At 36.5% G+C, this 18,660-nt stretch carries 11 protein-coding genes and 1 rRNA gene (1 of these 12 running past the window's edge); 3 read left to right on the top strand and 9 right to left on the bottom strand.

From position 1 onward, the window contains the following. The 9 genes from ACKX2A_RS14625 to ACKX2A_RS14585 form a co-directional block, all read right to left on the bottom strand. Positions 1-1,078, bottom strand: a 16S ribosomal RNA gene (locus tag ACKX2A_RS14625) (it extends 439 nt beyond the left edge of the window). Between the two features lie 1,136 nt (positions 1,079-2,214). Beyond that, positions 2,215-2,541, bottom strand: a complete 327-nt coding sequence (locus ACKX2A_RS14620) for a VanZ family protein (protein WP_415325486.1) — start codon at positions 2,539-2,541, stop codon at positions 2,215-2,217. A 25-nt stretch (positions 2,542-2,566) separates the two neighbouring features. Beyond that, positions 2,567-2,944: a glycine cleavage system protein GcvH gene (gcvH, locus tag ACKX2A_RS14615; RefSeq protein ID WP_415325485.1), complete on the bottom strand. Its 378-nt coding sequence runs from the start codon at positions 2,942-2,944 to the stop codon at positions 2,567-2,569. Positions 2,945-3,054: 110 nt separating this feature from the next. Next, positions 3,055-10,074 (bottom strand): cell surface protein SprA, encoded by a 7,020-nt coding sequence (gene sprA / locus ACKX2A_RS14610; protein ID WP_415325484.1) that lies wholly within the window; start codon positions 10,072-10,074, stop codon positions 3,055-3,057. 57 nt (positions 10,075-10,131) lie between these two features. Next, positions 10,132-10,716 (bottom strand): Holliday junction branch migration protein RuvA, encoded by a 585-nt coding sequence (ruvA, locus tag ACKX2A_RS14605; RefSeq protein ID WP_415325483.1) that lies wholly within the window; start codon positions 10,714-10,716, stop codon positions 10,132-10,134. Positions 10,717-10,902: 186 nt separating this feature from the next. Beyond that, positions 10,903-11,550, bottom strand: a complete 648-nt coding sequence (locus ACKX2A_RS14600; RefSeq protein WP_415325482.1) for an HAD family hydrolase — start codon at positions 11,548-11,550, stop codon at positions 10,903-10,905. Positions 11,551-11,757: 207 nt separating this feature from the next. Continuing rightward, entirely contained in the window at positions 11,758-14,052 is a 2,295-nt protein-coding gene (locus ACKX2A_RS14595) for an NADP-dependent malic enzyme (RefSeq protein ID WP_415325481.1), read from the bottom strand. A gap of 21 nt (positions 14,053-14,073) precedes the next feature. Further along, positions 14,074-14,925, bottom strand: coding sequence for a BadF/BadG/BcrA/BcrD ATPase family protein (locus ACKX2A_RS14590; protein ID WP_415325480.1), 852 nt, complete (start codon positions 14,923-14,925; stop codon positions 14,074-14,076). A gap of 521 nt (positions 14,926-15,446) precedes the next feature. After that, complete coding sequence (locus ACKX2A_RS14585; RefSeq protein WP_415325479.1) at positions 15,447-15,710, bottom strand: hypothetical protein; 264 nt, start codon at positions 15,708-15,710, stop codon at positions 15,447-15,449. A 232-nt stretch (positions 15,711-15,942) separates the two neighbouring features. Here ACKX2A_RS14585 and ACKX2A_RS14580 point away from each other — a divergent pair, with 232 nt between their 5' ends. The 3 genes from ACKX2A_RS14580 to ACKX2A_RS14570 are packed head-to-tail and all read left to right on the top strand — an operon-like array spanning position 15,943 to position 18,621. Then, positions 15,943-16,401 (top strand): GtrA family protein, encoded by a 459-nt coding sequence (locus ACKX2A_RS14580; protein WP_415325478.1) that lies wholly within the window; start codon positions 15,943-15,945, stop codon positions 16,399-16,401. A 3-nt stretch (positions 16,402-16,404) separates the two neighbouring features. Continuing rightward, positions 16,405-17,133 (top strand): lysophospholipid acyltransferase family protein, encoded by a 729-nt coding sequence (locus ACKX2A_RS14575; RefSeq protein ID WP_415325477.1) that lies wholly within the window; start codon positions 16,405-16,407, stop codon positions 17,131-17,133. 42 nt (positions 17,134-17,175) lie between these two features. After that, complete coding sequence (locus ACKX2A_RS14570; RefSeq protein ID WP_415325476.1) at positions 17,176-18,621, top strand: sugar MFS transporter; 1,446 nt, start codon at positions 17,176-17,178, stop codon at positions 18,619-18,621. The last annotated feature ends 39 nt before the right edge of the window (positions 18,622-18,660 follow it).

Raw genomic sequence — 18,660 nt, 5'->3', positions numbered from 1 at the left:
ACTTAACCTAACACCTCACGGCACGAGCTGACGACAACCATGCAGCACCTTGAAAAATGTCCGAAGAAGGATCTATTTCTAAATCTGTCATTTCCCATTTAAGTCTTGGTAAGGTTCCTCGCGTATCATCGAATTAAACCACATAATCCACCGCTTGTGCGGGCCCCCGTCAATTCCTTTGAGTTTCATTCTTGCGAACGTACTCCCCAGGTGGCTAACTTATCACTTTCGCTTAGTCTCTGAATCCGAAAACCCAAAAACGAGTTAGCATCGTTTACGGCGTGGACTACCAGGGTATCTAATCCTGTTCGCTCCCCACGCTTTCGTCCATCAGCGTCAGTTAAGACATAGTAACCTGCCTTCGCAATTGGTGTTCTAAGTAATATCTATGCATTTCACCGCTACACTACTTATTCCAGCTACTTCTACCTTACTCAAGACCTGCAGTATCAATGGCAGTTTCATAGTTAAGCTATGAGATTTCACCACTGACTTACAGATCCGCCTACGGACCCTTTAAACCCAATAAATCCGGATAACGCTTGCACCCTCCGTATTACCGCGGCTGCTGGCACGGAGTTAGCCGGTGCTTATTCGTATAGTACCTTCAGCTTTCCACACGTGGAAAGGTTTATCCCTATACAAAAGAAGTTTACAACCCATAGGGCCGTCGTCCTTCACGCGGGATGGCTGGATCAGGCTTGCACCCATTGTCCAATATTCCTCACTGCTGCCTCCCGTAGGAGTCTGGTCCGTGTCTCAGTACCAGTGTGGGGGATCACCCTCTCAGGCCCCCTAAAGATCATTGACTTGGTGAGCCGTTACCTCACCAACTATCTAATCTTGCGCGTGCCCATCTCTATCCGCCGGAGCTTTCAATATCAACTGATGCCAGTTAATATATTATGGGATATTAATCTTCCTTTCGAAAGGCTATCTCCCAGATAAAGGCAGGTTGCACACGTGTTCCGCACCCGTACGCCGCTCTCAAGATCCCGAAGAATCTCTACCGCTCGGCTTGCATGTGTTAGGCCTCCCGCTAGCGTTCATCCTGAGCCAGGATCAAACTCTCCATTGTATGTTTGTTCTTGACTCACTCAAAGTTTTTTTTAACGCTTTAGTTTTTCCTTACTTGGTTGTTATATTGTATTTCAATGAACTTCGTTCTTTCGCTTTTTAACGGGACAATCTTTCTGTCAGTGTCACCCCGTATTTGCGTGTGCAAAAGTAATAACTTATTTTTAATTGACCAAATCTTTTTAAAGATTTTTTAAAGTTTTTTGATGACCTTAATTCTCTTTATTTCCACTCCGTCAATCTCACTCCTGCTCCCCGTTTTACCGGACTGCAAAGATACAAAACTTTTCTAATCTCACAACTTTTTATCTAATTTAATTTTGCAATTAGCTTAAATAAAATTGTGTTTGATGTAATCGTTTGTTATCTAAAAGTGTTTCTTGTTATTGGCCTTGTTTTAGGCTCTTCTGCGCTTCCTACTTCCTCTCGTTTTCAGTGGGGCAAAAGTAGAAATTTATTCCTTTATAATCCTAATTTATTTAACATAAAATTTACTTTTTTGTAATATTTAAAGCTAAACTACTGAATCTTAGTCACAATAATTTTAAACTAATGTTTGTTAAGTTGGGGTTACAGGGATTTGGGTATGAGAATGGGTGATTTTTGGAATGATAGTCATTTGGGATACCCCCCCCTTTTTATTTTTTTATCTTTCGCAGATTTTGCCGATGACGCTAATGTTTGTGATTTTTTGTGTTCTTGTATTTATATGATAGTGATTGCTTCGGAACTGTGTTTCTCGCAATGACGTAAACTTATTCTAATAATATGCCTGGATTCTTTCGGAATGACAAGCTGGATGGAAATTGTTATCTTATTTTGAAAACTGATGTTTTTGATGATTGATGAACGCTGAATGGACATTCCTCCACCATAGCCCGGATTGAAGCGGCATCCTTTTTGGCTGCGGCTGGAGCAAAGCGCAAGCCGTAGACATAAAGATACAGCGGAAAGCCGGATTTAGCTCCAAATAAAAAAATGAGGGTTGGAGGATTTGAGAGTTTTTGGGTGGGAGTGTTTTGAGTAATAATGTTAATATATTTCTCCTACGTAGAAATGACAGGCTTGTGAAATTGAGAATCCTTTTGAGATTACCTCTACACTATTGCAATGACAGAGCTGGATCCGAATTCTAGTTTAAAAGAATTTTTTAATAAGCAACTTATATATATAATAACCGATAAGACAACCGATCGTATCTGCGACGATGTCGAGAGTTTCCATGGATCTTCCTAACCTCATCTCTTCCTGAAGGATTTCGGTGAGGAATGCATAGATCAGGATAATCTGAATGAAGTAGTAAAATTTGATTTTTGGAAAGGCTGCCATGAAAAAGAAACCAAGAGCAGCAAATATGCTTAAGTGCAAAACTTTGTCGATACCATTGAACATAAACCAATATTCATGGTTTTCTTCGCCGGGCTTGAGAAGCATATAAGTAAGAAATGCCCAATAAATGGGCAAAATCTTACTGAATATTTTTGATATACTATCCAATGATAGCCTGGTATTCTTCTGCAGAAAGTAATTCTGATTGATCTGCACCGTCAGCAATCTCTAATTTGATGATCCATCCATCTCCATAAGGATCTGTATTCAACAATTCCGGTTGAGCTTCTAATTCTGAATTGAATTCAATAACTTTTCCAGCGATCGGTAAGAATAAGTCTGAAACTGTTTTTACAGCTTCAACACTTCCGAAAACTTCTCCTCCTTCCAAATCGTCATCTACAGTATCTATATCTACATAAACGATATCTCCAAGCTCACCTTGTGCGAAGTCTGTAATACCGATTGTAGCCACATTACCTTCGATCTTAATCCATTCGTGATCTTTAGTGTACTTTAATTCTGATGGTGTGTTCATTTTTTAATTTTTATTTTTACAAATGTATTCAAAATTCTATAAGGTTCAAATATCGGATATAAAAAATGTCCTCCAAAATTGAAGGACATTTAAATTTATTTCAGTTCTAATTAAAGACCACCCGAATCTCCGAATGTAAACGTGGCAGAAATACCTGCTCTGATCGTTGACAATGGGAATGCTGTTGAGATCTTATATTTCGATGTCATCTGTTCGTAGAAGACTCTTAAGTTTAAGTTTTCGGAAACATTGTAGTCTGCAGAGACTTTAATATTCATCAACTTCTGACCTCCTGTCACCTGCGAATCATCTAATAGGATATTTGTAATACTTGTTCTACTATCTCTTAATGAGAAATCTCCTCTGATGTTCAGGTCGCTTCCTTTTGCTTTTCCTCTACCCCTTACATTCGTCATTCCTAATTGGAAGTTTCTGATGATATATCCTACTCTTACTACATATTCGCTGTTGGAATCCTCCGTTAAAGTATGGTTTACCAATCCAAGCAATAAAGTTCTCATTCTATTGTACTGAATACCAAACTGCATATTGTTTCTCATCGTAACATCTACTCCGATAAGCGGTGAGAAGTTTTCAACATAACCTACTTGAGCGAAGGTGAATGGGTTGATATAATCATTGTTAACATCTCTGAATGAACTTGTGTCTGAAGTTAATGTATTAAAATAATCAATACTTGATTGAACTCCCGAAGCCGTATAAGTTGCAGTGTACGCATGTAAAATATCAAACTTAGAGAATTGTCCGTTGATAATCGGAACGTTTCTTAAACCTGAATACGTAATCTTCCAGTTTGGAATTGGCAATCCAGCTTTTTTAGGATTACCCATTTGTTTTGGATCTTTACCTTCTACTGCCGCTCTAAATGCCGGAATTAAAACATATGCATTTGCAATACTGTGTCCTTCCGTAAATCCATCTGCTCCAATTGGACCTCCCATTTGCTGAGATATGATTCTTGCATTTTGTCTGATTGCCTGATAAACCGCTGCTCCATCTTTGAAAGATGTTTTCAAAAGAACCACCGAATTTGAATACGTTACCAAATCATTAGCGAAGGTATAATTCGGGTTGACTACTCCTGTAACCGGATCTCTGTAATTGAATCCTGTTTGAGAGAAGTTTCTGTTATAATTATGCAAAGCATTCACATCAATTCTGAGATCATTCATCGGAACGATTTGGAGATTTGCCCTTAATTCTTTGGTGGACATTCGGACATAAGGATCTGTCATGAATTCAGAATCACTTACCCAACCATTTTCCATTACCATTCTTCTAATGTCTGCTTGTGAGCCCAACAAGAATCCAATTGAAGGACCTCCTAAGGTCTGACCGTAACCGTACCAGTTTGGTGCAGATAATAAACCTGGAAGTACTGTTCCATTGTTTTCAGAATAATTAACATCTAATTGTTTGATCGAAGTTAATAAGAATGCCATACTTTGAAGTGGAGTCAGTCTGTTTTTAAATTTATACTTTTTGTAAGCATATCTGTTTTTCTCCCATTGTTGTGTGTAAGCGTTATTCAATGAATCAATTTCCTGCTTACGTTTCTGAAGGATTGTAGAAATGTTTTTAAAATATTTAAACTGACCAAAGAACTTCGTGAAGTCGGCACTTGCAGTTCCCTGAATAACATTTGTATTTTGACCGATTGATCCCAAACTTCCATCCGGACTCGCCAGCAATACGGTAGATCTTGCATTCCAGTTATAAGTAAATCCGTACCCTAATTCCGCATCGATGAAATCTAAATATGGAAGATACTGGAACGGCAATTTATAATTCAATTGCACTCGGTGATTGTACAATACCGGTCTACCCGCTCTGAATACGTTTCCGAAAATCGAAGCATTATCCATTGTGTTCACATCCACATTATCATTAAGCGTTCTTGTTGCTGAATTAATTTCTAGCTTTAAAGATTTAGTAAAATTAAATCCTAAGCCATACTGCCAACCAAAATAGAAGTTTCTGTTTTTGATTGCCGCGAAATCATCACCATAATTTCCACTTAAAATAGCATCAACATTTCTAAACTGTAGTTCGTTAAAATTTCTATCTACTTCCGTTCTGAAAGATAATCTTGTCGGAATTGGGTTGAAGTTAAATTCTTTTACCCATTTCAGATATTTCGTAGACTTCGCCGTATCGCTGATCATTTTATTAAATGGTCTTAGAACCCACGGTTTGAAGGTATAATTGTAATCAATATAACCTCTCAGATATTGTCTGTAATTTCTCTTTGTATAAATATCTCTGTAATAATCATCGTTGTAAACAGCCGTTACCGAAATGTTTTCCACATCATAGAATTTTGGTTTTCTATTCTGGTTCATTCTTTCTTTGTGCATATTTACAACTCCGATACTTCTTTGCTGAGTATATGTTCTTGCTACTTTCTTAAGCTCTGCTTTGTTCGCAGCTTTGTTAAATTCAACATCTGTATCCAGAGGATTATATTTAGGATCCTCAATTGTCTGAGAATATGAATAATTCACTGGAATTTTCATTCCGCTTTTCTCTGGTAAGAATTTATCTACATTCACCGCAGTATTAATGCTGAAAGCAGATTGTGTAGACTGACTTCTTTCTGCAGGTTTAGAATCGATATTTCCGAAACCAACCGATGTGTAAGAAGCACTTGCATTCACTGTAGCAAAATCTCCAAGGTTGAAGTTCAAACTAGCATTTCCAGCATACCCTCCGTCGTTTTCGATTTCCGAAAGACGAATTTCGTTTACCCAAAGAACCCTTTCTATGCTAACTGCACCTCCTACTCTAGGACTTCCATTTCTAACCCCTAAAACAATCGTAGTAATATTTCCTAGACTTGGACGTCCTTTGATATATATCTTCTTGGATGTATCACCCGGATCAAATGTACCATCTGCAAGTCGCTTTGTAATCTGCGTTGGGAAGTTTTTATCTCTTCTGATTTTAGCATCAACAAAATCCTGAATATTCAGATCCACATCATTTTCCATTGGCCAAATTTCCATTGGAGCTGTAGCAAGTGTAGATGTTAGCTTTAATGATGATTCATATTCATAATAGTTGTCTGTTGCATCACTACCAAAACGAATGAAGAATTTAGTTTTATTATCAATTCCAATTTCTCTGTTTTTAGGATCATGAGCATGAACAAAAAGTTTCAACCTTTTATACCTTCTCATATCCAAAGAAGTATTTTTAAATACTCCTCTCGCTTCAGAAGCAGCAAGAACATCAGTCTTCATATACAGAGAAGCTTCATTTTGTCTTTGAGCACCTGCATTTCCACTTAGAATCTGTCTGTCGATTCCCGGAGGCAATACATATGGAGGTTGGTTTAATGCATTTTCTTCGATATTTACACTTCCAACTTCGAAATTAGAGTTATTTACAGTTAAAGATCCCTCATCACTACCGTCATCAGCACCAGATTGTGCGATGTTTTTAGGATATGTTCTCCAATCTGATCTTACCAAATCCATTGTCCCGAACCTCAACGTTGAAGTTTGATCGAAACCTTTTAATAATAATCTTGCAAATCTTACATTATTAAGAACTGTTGCACTAGCCTCTCCTACGCCAACGTCATATTTTGCAACCGGAATTCTAAACAAATACCATTTCACCTGAGATTTCTGCTGGTTCTGGAATGTAGCTTCGACTGTTTTTACATCAACTATATTATTTTGTCCTAAAGTTAAACTTGACTGAGCTAGATTTACTTCATATTGGTTGTAGCTTTCACTTTGGTCTAAGTTGTAATCTTTATTGATATCTTCCGAATCCGGAGTTTGAGTAGCTACTTCCAAAGAATTGCTTTGTGAATTTCCTTCCGGGCCTCTGAAATATTTGTATCTCTGAACTACCGACGCAGCCTGACTTCCTGTAAATTGGCTAGACATGTAGAAAACAAAGTCATCCAAAGCAGGATCAGATAAATTCGTTACAGGGTTGGTAAAAGTATTTCCAAATTTCGCTAATTCCTGATCTGAGCTTAAACCATCATATCCAACATCCTGTGCCACTCTGTCTGCACCTTCACTCGAGAATGCATAAAGAATTGGCGGTTGTTTTGGCTGAGTTCCCCAGTTTGTAGTTGTAGTTGTAGATGGAGTTCCTGCAGTTGGTAAACCATTTTCATACTGCATTTGTCCATCTTTCAGGATATCTTCCGATACGTTACCTAACTGTAGTAAAAGTTTCGGTGCTGTACCCAATGTACCTCCATCAGCATATGGATCCATTAACCAAAATTCAACATATTCAATATTTGAATTGATGAAATTGGAAACAGAAATAGGTCTCATGATACCCGCCCATCTTTGTTGTGTGCTTTCCGTATTTGGGTTGAAGTTATAAGGTCCTTTTTCCTGTGGATAATAGGAGATATCGAAAGTGTTCGTATATGTTTGTTCACCCGCCACGAAATCTCTGTTATTGTAAATTTCAGAGAACAATACCCTTCTCGAAGCGTGATTGGAAACCGATTGTGGTGTAATACCTGTTGGCGCTTTACCACCAACACCCCAGAATCTAGGATCGATGTTATACCAAGACAATAGTCCTCTTCCGTACCCTTCAGAAGTATCGTTATTTTTACCTGCACCTTGGAAAATAGGATCAGATTGGTTTTTTTCGGGTTTTGAAGCTAAGCTCCATGCTGTTGGTTCTTTTAATGTAATTTTTGATGTGGTTTGTTCAAAATCATCGATATAGGACTGATCATTAATTCCTTTATTTAATCCCGGAAGCAAATAAGCAGCTTCCATTTTGAAGTTCAAATTGGATGGCGCTTCCGTATTTACAAAAGGAATTTTATCAGTAAGTCTTGTAAGGAACGGAAGCTGGTTGTTATACATCAAATTGATTCCAGCCATCGTGTTGTTTACTGCTTCCTGACCGTAGTTTACTTTTTGAGTAAGTGGAGATTCAGAATAATTAACAACTGTTCCGCCCAAGATAAAATTTTCATTAAATCTTCTTTCTAAATTTAATCCCAAGAAACGTTTTCTCTGTGTATTAAATGTCAATTGATTTTCCAACGAAATGTTGATGGCTTGTCCGGACTGTTTTACCTGCTCGTTGATGATTGTTACAGTTCCTAACATGTAATCTACCGTATAGTCGATACCTTCTGTCAACTGAACTCCGTTTGCAGAAACTTTAACCGAACCTTGAGGAACGTTTACTGCTCCTAAAGAAATTCCCTGTCCCTGAGTTCCTTTGTACCGACCTTCAATTGTATATCGTTGTGCTAGATTACTCGATGAAGCCGTCTGCTTTTGTTGACTATAAAGATCTGAATAAACATATTGCGGATCATTACTTCCAATTACAGATTGAATATAATTACCAAAAGGCTGAGCTTTTGTAAAAATTACTCTACCTGTTTCCGGACGGATGGTAATTCCATTTACAAAGTCGAAAATACCGTCACCTGTTGAGCCTCCATTGTTTTGTAAGTCGCCATTTACATTCAGACGGTCCCAGTTTAATAATTTAATTAAAGGCGTACTTCGGATCTGATCGTTGTTGTTCACCGGAAGATAGTTTACCTTACCTCCGGATTGCGGATCTCTATATAAAACATTCAGGATAAATCCATCCTGACTTACTTGACCTGCGTCTAAAGAATAAATATTTTTCATCATCAACTGCCACATTGGAGAAGTTACGTCTAAGTTATTATTGGGTCTCAATAATTTTGTTACCAAAACAGGAGATTCTTCCGAGAATTCTCCAACTTTGTATACTTGATTGCTTCCGTTTACCGTATATGAGAATGATACTGCTAAAAGCTGGTTATCATTTAGTTTTTGATTTAATGAAATATAACCTAACTGCGGTTGTAATATATATTCATTGGAATTTAGTCTTCTCGCTTTTGTATTAACAATGAAATGTTCACTATTATTATAAGGTACTGCACTTCCAGGGAAAGTCTGCCCTTGTAAAATAGGCGTATAATTTTTTCCCTGATCTCTCGGAGATCCAATCGCAGAAGAAATAGCACTGTAAAGTCCGTTCTGACTATTGTCCGGCAGACCTGAAGCGCCTTCACCTAAATCCCTGATCCCGATAATACTTTTCTGATATTGTAAATTTGTATTCCCTTGATCCAGTACCCAAACTTCCATTCTTGTAATACTGATCTTTGAGTTGATCTGAGGATAATTTAATAAAGCATTATCATAATTATTCAAGAAATAATGACCGATAAAGAAGTGCTGATTATCTTCATAATCAATGGCATTAATTTTAAAATTATTAATAACACCACCACCCTGAACGGTAATATTTCGAGCTTCCCCTTGCTGTTGAGAAAGAACAACCGTTCCATATGTTTTACCCATCTGAAACTCGGTTTTTACCCCAAATAAAGATTGAGAACCGCGTATCAAACTTGTTGAAAGCGGCATACTCACGTTACCGAATTCTACTCTTTTAATGATCTTATCTTCTCCTCCAGCGCTTGGCTTATCAACATCGTTTAAACCTTTTTGCTGAAGATCTTTCCAGCTTCCTTTTGCCTGCCAAACCAGGTTCATTCTGTTTTCAAAGGCGAAACCACTCTGAGTATCGTAATTGGCTTTCAATTGAAGGTTTTCCCCCACTTTTCCTAATAAACCAAGTTGAATTCTCTGGTCGATGTCAAACGTAAAGCTTGTTCTGTTTTGAGGTAAAATCAACGGGTTGTCAATTTTTTGATACAATCCTGCGAAATCAAAAGAGGCATATCCGGAAGGAATAATCTCAATTTTGTTACTTCCGAAAATTGTCTCGAAAAGCCTGTTGTTAATTTGTAAGGAAGGAATCAACCCTTTTCTCGCGGCATCGGTCTTATCTTTTCGGAACATCAAACTGTATTTGTCTGATTTTTCTTTATAATAAGCTTTTTGCTGAGCCGTCATCATGAAAACCTTATAGTCCTCAGGAGACATGGCGGTTGGCTGACCGACAATTGTATTTCCGATCTTTGGGTAGACGAAATACATTCCTGTTTTTATGTCGTAATAAGCTTCATACTGCGTGGGATCCGCAAGCTGATAGTCTTTTTTAATGATCGCTGTATCCTGCACCGGCCTATTCTGCGCAAATGTCGTGACAGACACACACAGAAATGACAGGAACAAAATTATATTGAGGTACTTATTATTTGCCACCAAATGTTAAATGTTTTTTAAAATTTGCTTTACCAACTCTTCTACCGAAACGTCGGCATTTTGTTTAATTATTCTATCCGCAAGTTTCTCGCTCATTCGTTTCGGAATGCCCAAAACTTCTAATGCAGATAACGCTTCATCCTTAATTTTATTATTTACAAATGTAGAAATATTTTCTTCCGGATTACTGAATTTCTGCACTTTATCCTTAAGATCCACGATAATTCTTTCAGCAGTTTTTGCACCGATCCCTTTTGCTTTTTGAATCAATGCGCTGTTTTTGGAAAGTATCGCCGAAGCAATCTCATCAAGACTTAAAGTGGATAGTAAAATAAGGGCAGAAACAGCACCTACTCCATTAACGCTTATTAACAGATTGAACATCTCTTTTTCAGAACGAGTGTTAAATCCAAAAAGTAAATGGGCGTCTTCTCTAATGATTTGCTGAATAAAAAGTACAGTTTCTTTGTTTAATGTAAGTGTTTGCGAAGTCATCAAACTAATACCTACATAGTAACCAACTCCTTGTACGTTGATCACTGCGTAGGTAGGCGTAAGTTCTTGAACAATGCCTTGTAGTGAAAATATCATTATTAATTTTTAAAACTCCCAAATATAGCAAATTAAACTAAGTAATGTTTTCATTTGATGCGCGAATGATTTTTAACTTAATTTTTGTTGAGAATTTTAACGATTTGATATAAAAACAAAAGACTCCAAAATCTGGAGTCCCTATAAAATTATTAGTGAATAAAAATTATTTAACTAAAATATTTCTTAAGCAATCTCAATTTTAGAATAATCATTAATTACCTGAAAACAACCGTTGTCCATCAATTCCTCTTCTGTGTGGGTTGTTGTGATTCCGAGAACCTTTAAACCAGCATCCTTGGCCGCTTTTATACCACCCATCGAATCTTCAACTGCGATGGCATCTTTAGCATCGACTTTCAATTTTTCGATAGTTTTTAAGAAAATATCAGGATTTGGTTTTCCCTTCAAAACTTCGATTCCTCCTGTAATTTCCTGAAAATAATTTCTGATATTTAAGCCATCTAAAATAAAATCTATACTTCTGGGAATTCCCATTGTTGCTAAACCTGTTTTGATCTTATTTTGATTTAATTTTTGAAGAAAAGGTGTCAACCCATTTACTTCTTTAATGTCGGGTCGATACAAATTTTGATACGCTTCTTCTTTTTTAATTCCCAATTCATAAATCCTGTCTTTTGATAAATCGTTTCCAAAAAAACGAACGATCATTTCATCCAGCGTTCCATGATTTTGGGGAGCAAAAGTTTCCAAATCGATCTCGATTCCATAATCTCTTAAAAATATAATCCACGAATTTTCGTGATAGCGGATGTTGTCTACAAGAGTTCCATCCATATCGAAAATAATCGCTTTTTCATTTAACCTCATCATTATTGGTATTTTGTGTTTATGTTTTTAATAATCTTAATTTTTAAAGCAAAGGTCACCATGTTTTTCTTTAACAGCTATGCGTTTTAAGTTCGCAAATGTGGTTGAATAAGTCGAATCCTTGATTTCACTTAACCAAGATCACTAAGTGTTCAATTTCTAAAAAATTAAAGCTTCAAGGTTTTTGAAATCTTGAAGCTTTAGTAAAGTTTATTTTTTATCTTTTAACTCTCTTCTTTGAGCATCAAGAACGGCAACAGTTGCCAGATTTACAATTTCATCTACGCTTGAACGCATTTGTAAAACGTGAACCGGTTGTTTTAGTCCCATCAAGATTGGTCCGATAACTTGCGCTACTTTCATTCCTCTGATGATCTTGTAAGACAGGTTTGCACTTTCCAAATTCGGGAAAATGAATGTATTTGCCGGTGTCGTTCCCAGTTTTGAGAAAGGATAATCACTCAAATGATCTGCATTCATCGCAAAATCTGGTTGAATTTCTCCATCCACAACCATTTTCGGATATTTTTCGTGAAGAATACTAACTGCTTTTGCTACCTTTTTAGAAGTATCAGAAATTGCAGCAAAGTTTTCAAAACCTAACATCGCAATTCTTGGTTCGATCGCAAAAGTTTTAACTGTAATTTCAGCCATTTTAGCAATATTTACCAAATCTTCAGCTGTCGGGTTTTGGTTGATAGATGTATCTGCGAAGAAAATTGGTTTCTTTTCAGACAAGATCATCATCATTGCCGCTACTTTATCGACACCTTTGTCTTTTTCAATAACTTCTAAAACTGGTCGAAGAACCGAAGTATAGTTTTTAGAGAAACCGACAATTAATCCGTCTGTGTCACCATGTCTTAACATCAATGGACCAAAATAATCTCTCTGACGAACGAATCTTTTCGCTTTGTACTCGTTCATTCCCTTTCTCTGACGAAGTTTCCAAAGAGTTTCTCTGTATTTTTTTCTGTTTTCTTTCTGGTCATCATCACTTGGATCGATAATCGGAACATCAAGATTGATTCCGAAACGCTCCATTTGTTCCTGGATGTATTTTTTGTTTCCTAGCAAACTTGGATAAGCAATTCCTTCTTCATAAAGAATCTGTGCAGCTTTCAATACATTGTATTCTTCGGCATTTCCAAGAGTAATTCTCTTTGGATTTGCTTTTGCACGGTTTTGCATCATTCTCACCAACTTCTCGTCTCTTCCCATTCTGTCAAGAAGACTATTTTCGTATTCTTCGAAATCGGTGATCGTTTTTCTTGCAACTCCACTTTCAATAGCCGCTTTTGCAACAGCACTTGAAACTTTAGTAATCAATCTGTTATCGAATGGTTTTGGAATAAAATATTCTCTACCAAACTGAAGATTCTGAATATTGTATGCTAAAATTACAGCTTCCGGAACTGGTTCTTTAGCCAAATCAGCGATTGCATGAACGGCTGCCAATTTCATGGCTTCATTAATTCCTTTCGCCTGAACATCTAATGCTCCACGGAAAATGTACGGGAAACCAAGAACGTTGTTTACCTGGTTAGGATAATCACTTCTTCCTGTCGCCATGATAACATCTTTACGAGTTTCTAAAGCTAAATCGTAAGCGATTTCCGGATCTGGATTTGCCAATGCAAAAACGATAGGATTTTCGTTCATGCTCAACAACATTTCCGGAGACATTACATCTCCTTTTGATAATCCGATGAAAACATCTGAACCTTTTACAGCATCTTCTAATGTATCAATATCAGTTTCAACAATGAAATCTAATTTTTCTGGTGTAAGGTTTTCTCTTCTGTGGTTGATAACTCCTTTACTGTCGCACATTAACACGTTTTCTCTCTTTAAACCAAGAGAAATATAAAGGTTGGTACAGGCAATTGCCGCGGCTCCTGCTCCGTTTACAACCATTTTTACTTCTTCAATCTTCTTACCTGCAATCTGCAAGGAATTAATCAATGCTGCTGCAGAAATGATCGCTGTACCGTGCTGATCATCGTGCATCAAAGGAATATCCAGCTCTTCTTTTAATCTTTGTTCGATATAGAAAGCCTCTGGAGCTTTAATATCTTCAAGGTTGATTCCCCCGAAAGTTGGAGCAATACCTTTTACGATTTCAATGAATTTATCCGGATCTTTTTCGTTGATTTCAATATCAAAAACGTTGATATCCGCAAAAATTTTGAACAAAAGACCTTTCCCTTCCATCACCGGCTTTGAAGCCTCTGCACCAATATCTCCCAATCCAAGAACCGCAGTACCGTTTGAAATAACTGCGACCAAGTTCCCTTTTCCTGTATAATCGTAAACAGTTTCCGGTTTTTCGTGGATTTCCATACAAGGAACGGCAACCCCCGGAGAATACGCCAATGACAAATCTCTCTGAGATGAGTGTGGTTTTGAAGGGATAACTTCGATCTTCCCTTTAGGTTCGGCTTTATGATAATCTAGCGCCGCCTGATTAAAGTTCTTTTCGTCGCGGTGGGTTTTGTTTGACATATAATGAATTTTGTTATTTAATTATAGTATATATTGAATGTGGTAATTGACTAAACTCTCGATAGGTTTTTGTACAATCTGCCCCACATTAAGATTAAGATCTGCCGCTGCAGAACGTAAAATATCTTCGTAATAATAAGCGATTGAGCCAATGAAATTAATCTCTGCATCTTTAGATTCCTCGTATGGAAGAACCTGATAATCGAAGAAATTCAGCATTTCGTCATGCACCATTTTTTGTAAATATGGATGTGACTTTCTTTCCACAACAAACCTGTTGAAATCTGCCAGGAAAGCATTCGGCCTTGTCATATGATACATATTTTTGAGAGCCGCATCGATCGTTAAATTGTATGTTTTATCGAAATCTTCTCTTAAGTCCTGAGGAAGTTTCTGCATGAAGAATCTTCTCACCAATTGTTTTCCGATGGCACTTCCGCTTCCTTCGTCTCCCATTAAGAAACCAAGAGAAGGCAGTTTTATTTTCAAATCTTTTCCATCGAAATAGCAGGAGTTTGAACCCGTACCCAAAATACAAACGATTGCAGGCTTTCCTCTGTAAGCAGCATAAGCAGCAGCCATAAGATCTTCTCTTACGGTAATTTCAGCATTAAAAAATACTTTGCTTAATTCTTCTATGATGGTATCACAGTTTTCCTGAACTCCACAGCCTGAACCATAAAAAAATATTTTGGTAATAGAATTTTTTACAGATACTAAGCTTGTATTTTTTTCAATCTCCGGAACAATAAGTTCTTTGCTGATAAAATTCGGGTTGAATCCAATGGTTTCTGTTTTTAGAAAAACCTTCTTGAAGTCGTCTAGTATAACCCAATCTGTCTTTGTAGAACCACTATCAACAATAGCAACCATATATTACATTTTAGTTTAAGGATGCTAAATTATGAATTTATCTTGTAAGATATGAGATATTCGACATGACATATATGTTATTTCTGATTGATTTAGGGTGATTTTAATTTTAAATTATCTGTTGATTGATAAGAAAACAAGTCTTTTATTTTTGTTGTGCTTGTTTTTGATTGATGCTTTTCATTAAAACTTTAATTATTGAATAATTTAAACACTAGTTTCACAAATATTTTTCACGAATAAGCATTAATTATTTTTTTCTGTTTTAATTTTCAGCCAATAACCGTAAGCTTTGTTATCCTGAAAGGATCTAAATAATGAACTTTTATTCTTGCTTTTTTCTAATATTATGCTGAGATCCTTTCAGAAGGACAAAGTGTGCGGTTATTTTAGATCCTTGTCAAGGTTTTGAATCTTAACAAGGATTATCGCAATGACAATTACAATAATAATTACCCAACAAAAAAGAGAACTAATCATACGTTTAGCTCTCTTTTATACTTCCATGGTTAGATTCATAACTAATGTTTTATTTCTGCTTTCTGATCGTTGAACTGTATCAGCCAATCTTCGATTTCGTCTTCCAGATATGATGTCTGAAGAATCATTGCATTAATAAAATCATCCGGTACGGGTTCGTCATTGGAGTTTTCTAGATTCCAAAGTTCATTGGACATATTTTCGTATTCAGAATATACCCGTTTAAAGCGAGTATTCTCTCTCTCAAGAGCTTCAATATTTTTTTGCTGAAGCTGGAATTTTCTGTATTTGTTTTGACTTTTCATACAAATATTATTATAATGTGGTAAAAATTGTTTGGTCGTATGCGCTCAAAGACCGCATTACAAGATAGAAAAAACCATCAACACAAATAGTTGAAAATGAATTTATTATCAGGTTATATTTACATCATTCTGAAATTTAAATTTAGAAATTATTTTGAATCTAAAAAAATATTTAACATCTTTTTTTAACTGTTTAACATATAGTTATAAATTTGCATATCATATTAATTGGATGAGAGATTTAATACTACGCCAGAAACAGGTTTTGTTTTTCATAATCGCAGGAGGTCTTAGTGCCGTTGTAGAAATTGGAAGCTTCAAAGTTTTCAGTACTTCCCTTCCACACTTCTTTCCGCGAGAAACCAACTTCCATGGAATTCACTATCCTTTGAGTAATATTTTCTCGACAAGCTGCGGAATTATCACCAATTATTTCCTGAGCATCTGGTTCGTTTTCGAAAGAGGAAAACATTCCAAGAGAAAAGAGTTTGCTTATTTTATGGTAGTCTCTTTTATTTCAACTTTAATGAGTCTTGGATTCTTCCAGGTTTTCTACAGCTATATATTTAAAGATAATATTGATTTAATTATTTATACCTTAAGTCCCGAAATTATAAGTAAGATTGCTGCAATTTTGCTGGTTTCGATTCTTAATTATTCTGTAAAGAAAAAAGTAATTTTTAACGGATAAGCTGTGACAAAAATTTTAAATCGTCTCTGGAGATTCTGGCTTTTGGTATTGGCATTTGTTTTTACCATTCTGTTTGGGATTCCGGTATATATTTTATCATTTAATAAAAAACATTATAAATACGCTTACCGATTTGTAAGATGGTGGAGCTACTGTATATTTTACGGAATGGGTCTGAGGTACGAACTTACAAAGCTCTCTTCTCAACAACTCGATAAGAATCAGCAATACGTTTTTATTTCCAACCATACTTCGATTATGGATATTATGCTGATGTGCATTTTGTCTAAACATCACCCGATTTGTTTCGTTGGAAAAAAAGAACTGGTAAAAATCCCGATTTTTGGTACCATATATAAAAGGATTTGTGTAATGGTCGATCGTGGAAGCGCAAGAAGCCGTGCCGATGTTTACCGAAGATGTGCCGAAAAAATGGAGGAGGGAAACAGCATCGTGATTTTCCCAGAAGGCGGAGTTCCAGATGATACTTCTATTATTTTAGATGAATTTAAAGATGGGGCATTCACTCTTTCTTCGAAACACAATTCGCCAATTGTAATCTATACTTTTATCGGATTAAAGGAAATTTTCCCGTTTGATAGCACACAAGGTTATCCAGGTAAAGCAAAAGTTTATTTTAACGGAATTTTAGCCCCTTCCGATTCTCCTAAAGACCTTAAAATAAAGGCTTTTGATGAAATAAAAAAAACATTGGTGAAACATCATAATTAAAAGAAATAATATATATTTGTTATTACGAAATTTTTAACAAATATGTCAAATTATTCTAAACAAACTAACTGGGGCCAATTCATTCCATTAGTTACTGTATTTTTCTTCTGGGGATTTGTGGCGGCAAGTAACGACATCCTGATCCCGGTTTTCAAGAAGGCTTTTAATCTTACCCAAACCGAAAGTATGCTCGTACAGATCTGTTTCTACGTTGCATATACCGTCGGATCTTTAATCTACATGGCGGTTTCAAAAGGATTGAAACAGGATTTAATCAATAAAATCGGGTACAAAAATGGTTTAATTGTAGGTCTTCTTATTTCTGCGGCGGGAACATTATTGTTTTATCCGGCAGCCAATATGGGATCGTTCCCATTAATGATCTCCGGTTTGTTTATCGTAGGTTTAGGATTCTCATTACAGCAGATTGTTGCCAATCCATTAGCAATTGAAGTGGGTCCTGCAGAAACAGGTTCTCAGCGTTTGACAATGGCGGGAGGAATCAACAATTTTGGTACGACCATCGGACCGCTTATCGTTTCTTTCGCGATCTTCGGTTCTGCGGCAGCGGCAAATGCTGATGTAAGTGTTGAAAGTGTAAAAGTTCCTTATTTAGTTTTAGGAGCTGCTTTTGTTCTGGTAGCTATAATGCTGAAATTTTCTTCATTACCGTCTGTAACTCCTACCAATCTTGAAAATACGGAAGATGCTACTCCGGGAGAACATAGAAAATCGGCTTTCCATTATCCACAGTTGATTATGGGTATGATCGCGATCTTCGTATACGTAGGTGTGGAAGTTTCTACAGCAAGTAACCTTCCTGCTTATATGGAAAAAGATTTAGGATTTGAGACAAAAGATGTAGCGCCCTACATTTCATTATATTGGGCATCGATGATGATCGGCCGTTGGACAGGTGCGGTAGACGCTTTTGATTTCAGCGCAGGATTTAAAAAGATTTTAAGATTCTTAGCTCCATATTTGGCTTTTGCAGTATTCTTATTGGTAAATGCAATTGCAAACCATGATTTGAAACCTTTCTATGTATATGGACTCATCATCATCGTAATGATCGTTTGTGACATCATGAGTAAAGGAAATCCGGCAAGAATGCTTCTTATTTTCTCGGTGGCAGGTATCGCAGCTTTATTAATCGGTATGTTTACAAAAGGAATGGTTTCCGTTTACGCTTTCACAAGTGTTGGTTTGTTCTGCTCTACACTTTGGCCTTGTATTTTCGCATTAGCCATCAACGGTCTTGGAAAACATACAAACCAAGGTTCCGGACTTCTGATCATGATGATTATGGGGGGTGGAATTGTAAGTTTAATTCAAGGATATGTTGCTGACCTTACAACAATCCACATAAGTTATATCGTAGGTGTAATCTGTTTTGCGTATCTTGCGTTCTATGCAATCCGCGTGAGTGGAATTTTGAAATCTCAAGGAATTGATTTAGATAAAATCTCAAAAGGCAGTGGTCATTAATACAAAAATAATATATAAGAAAAGATTTTGGGCGAGTTT

It is taken from the genome of Chryseobacterium sp. MMS23-Vi53, assembly GCF_047651245.1.
Taxonomy (GTDB): Bacteria; Bacteroidota; Bacteroidia; order Flavobacteriales; family Weeksellaceae; genus Chryseobacterium.
Note: the sequence above shows the minus strand (reverse complement) of the source record. Positions and strands in the feature narration are given on the sequence as shown.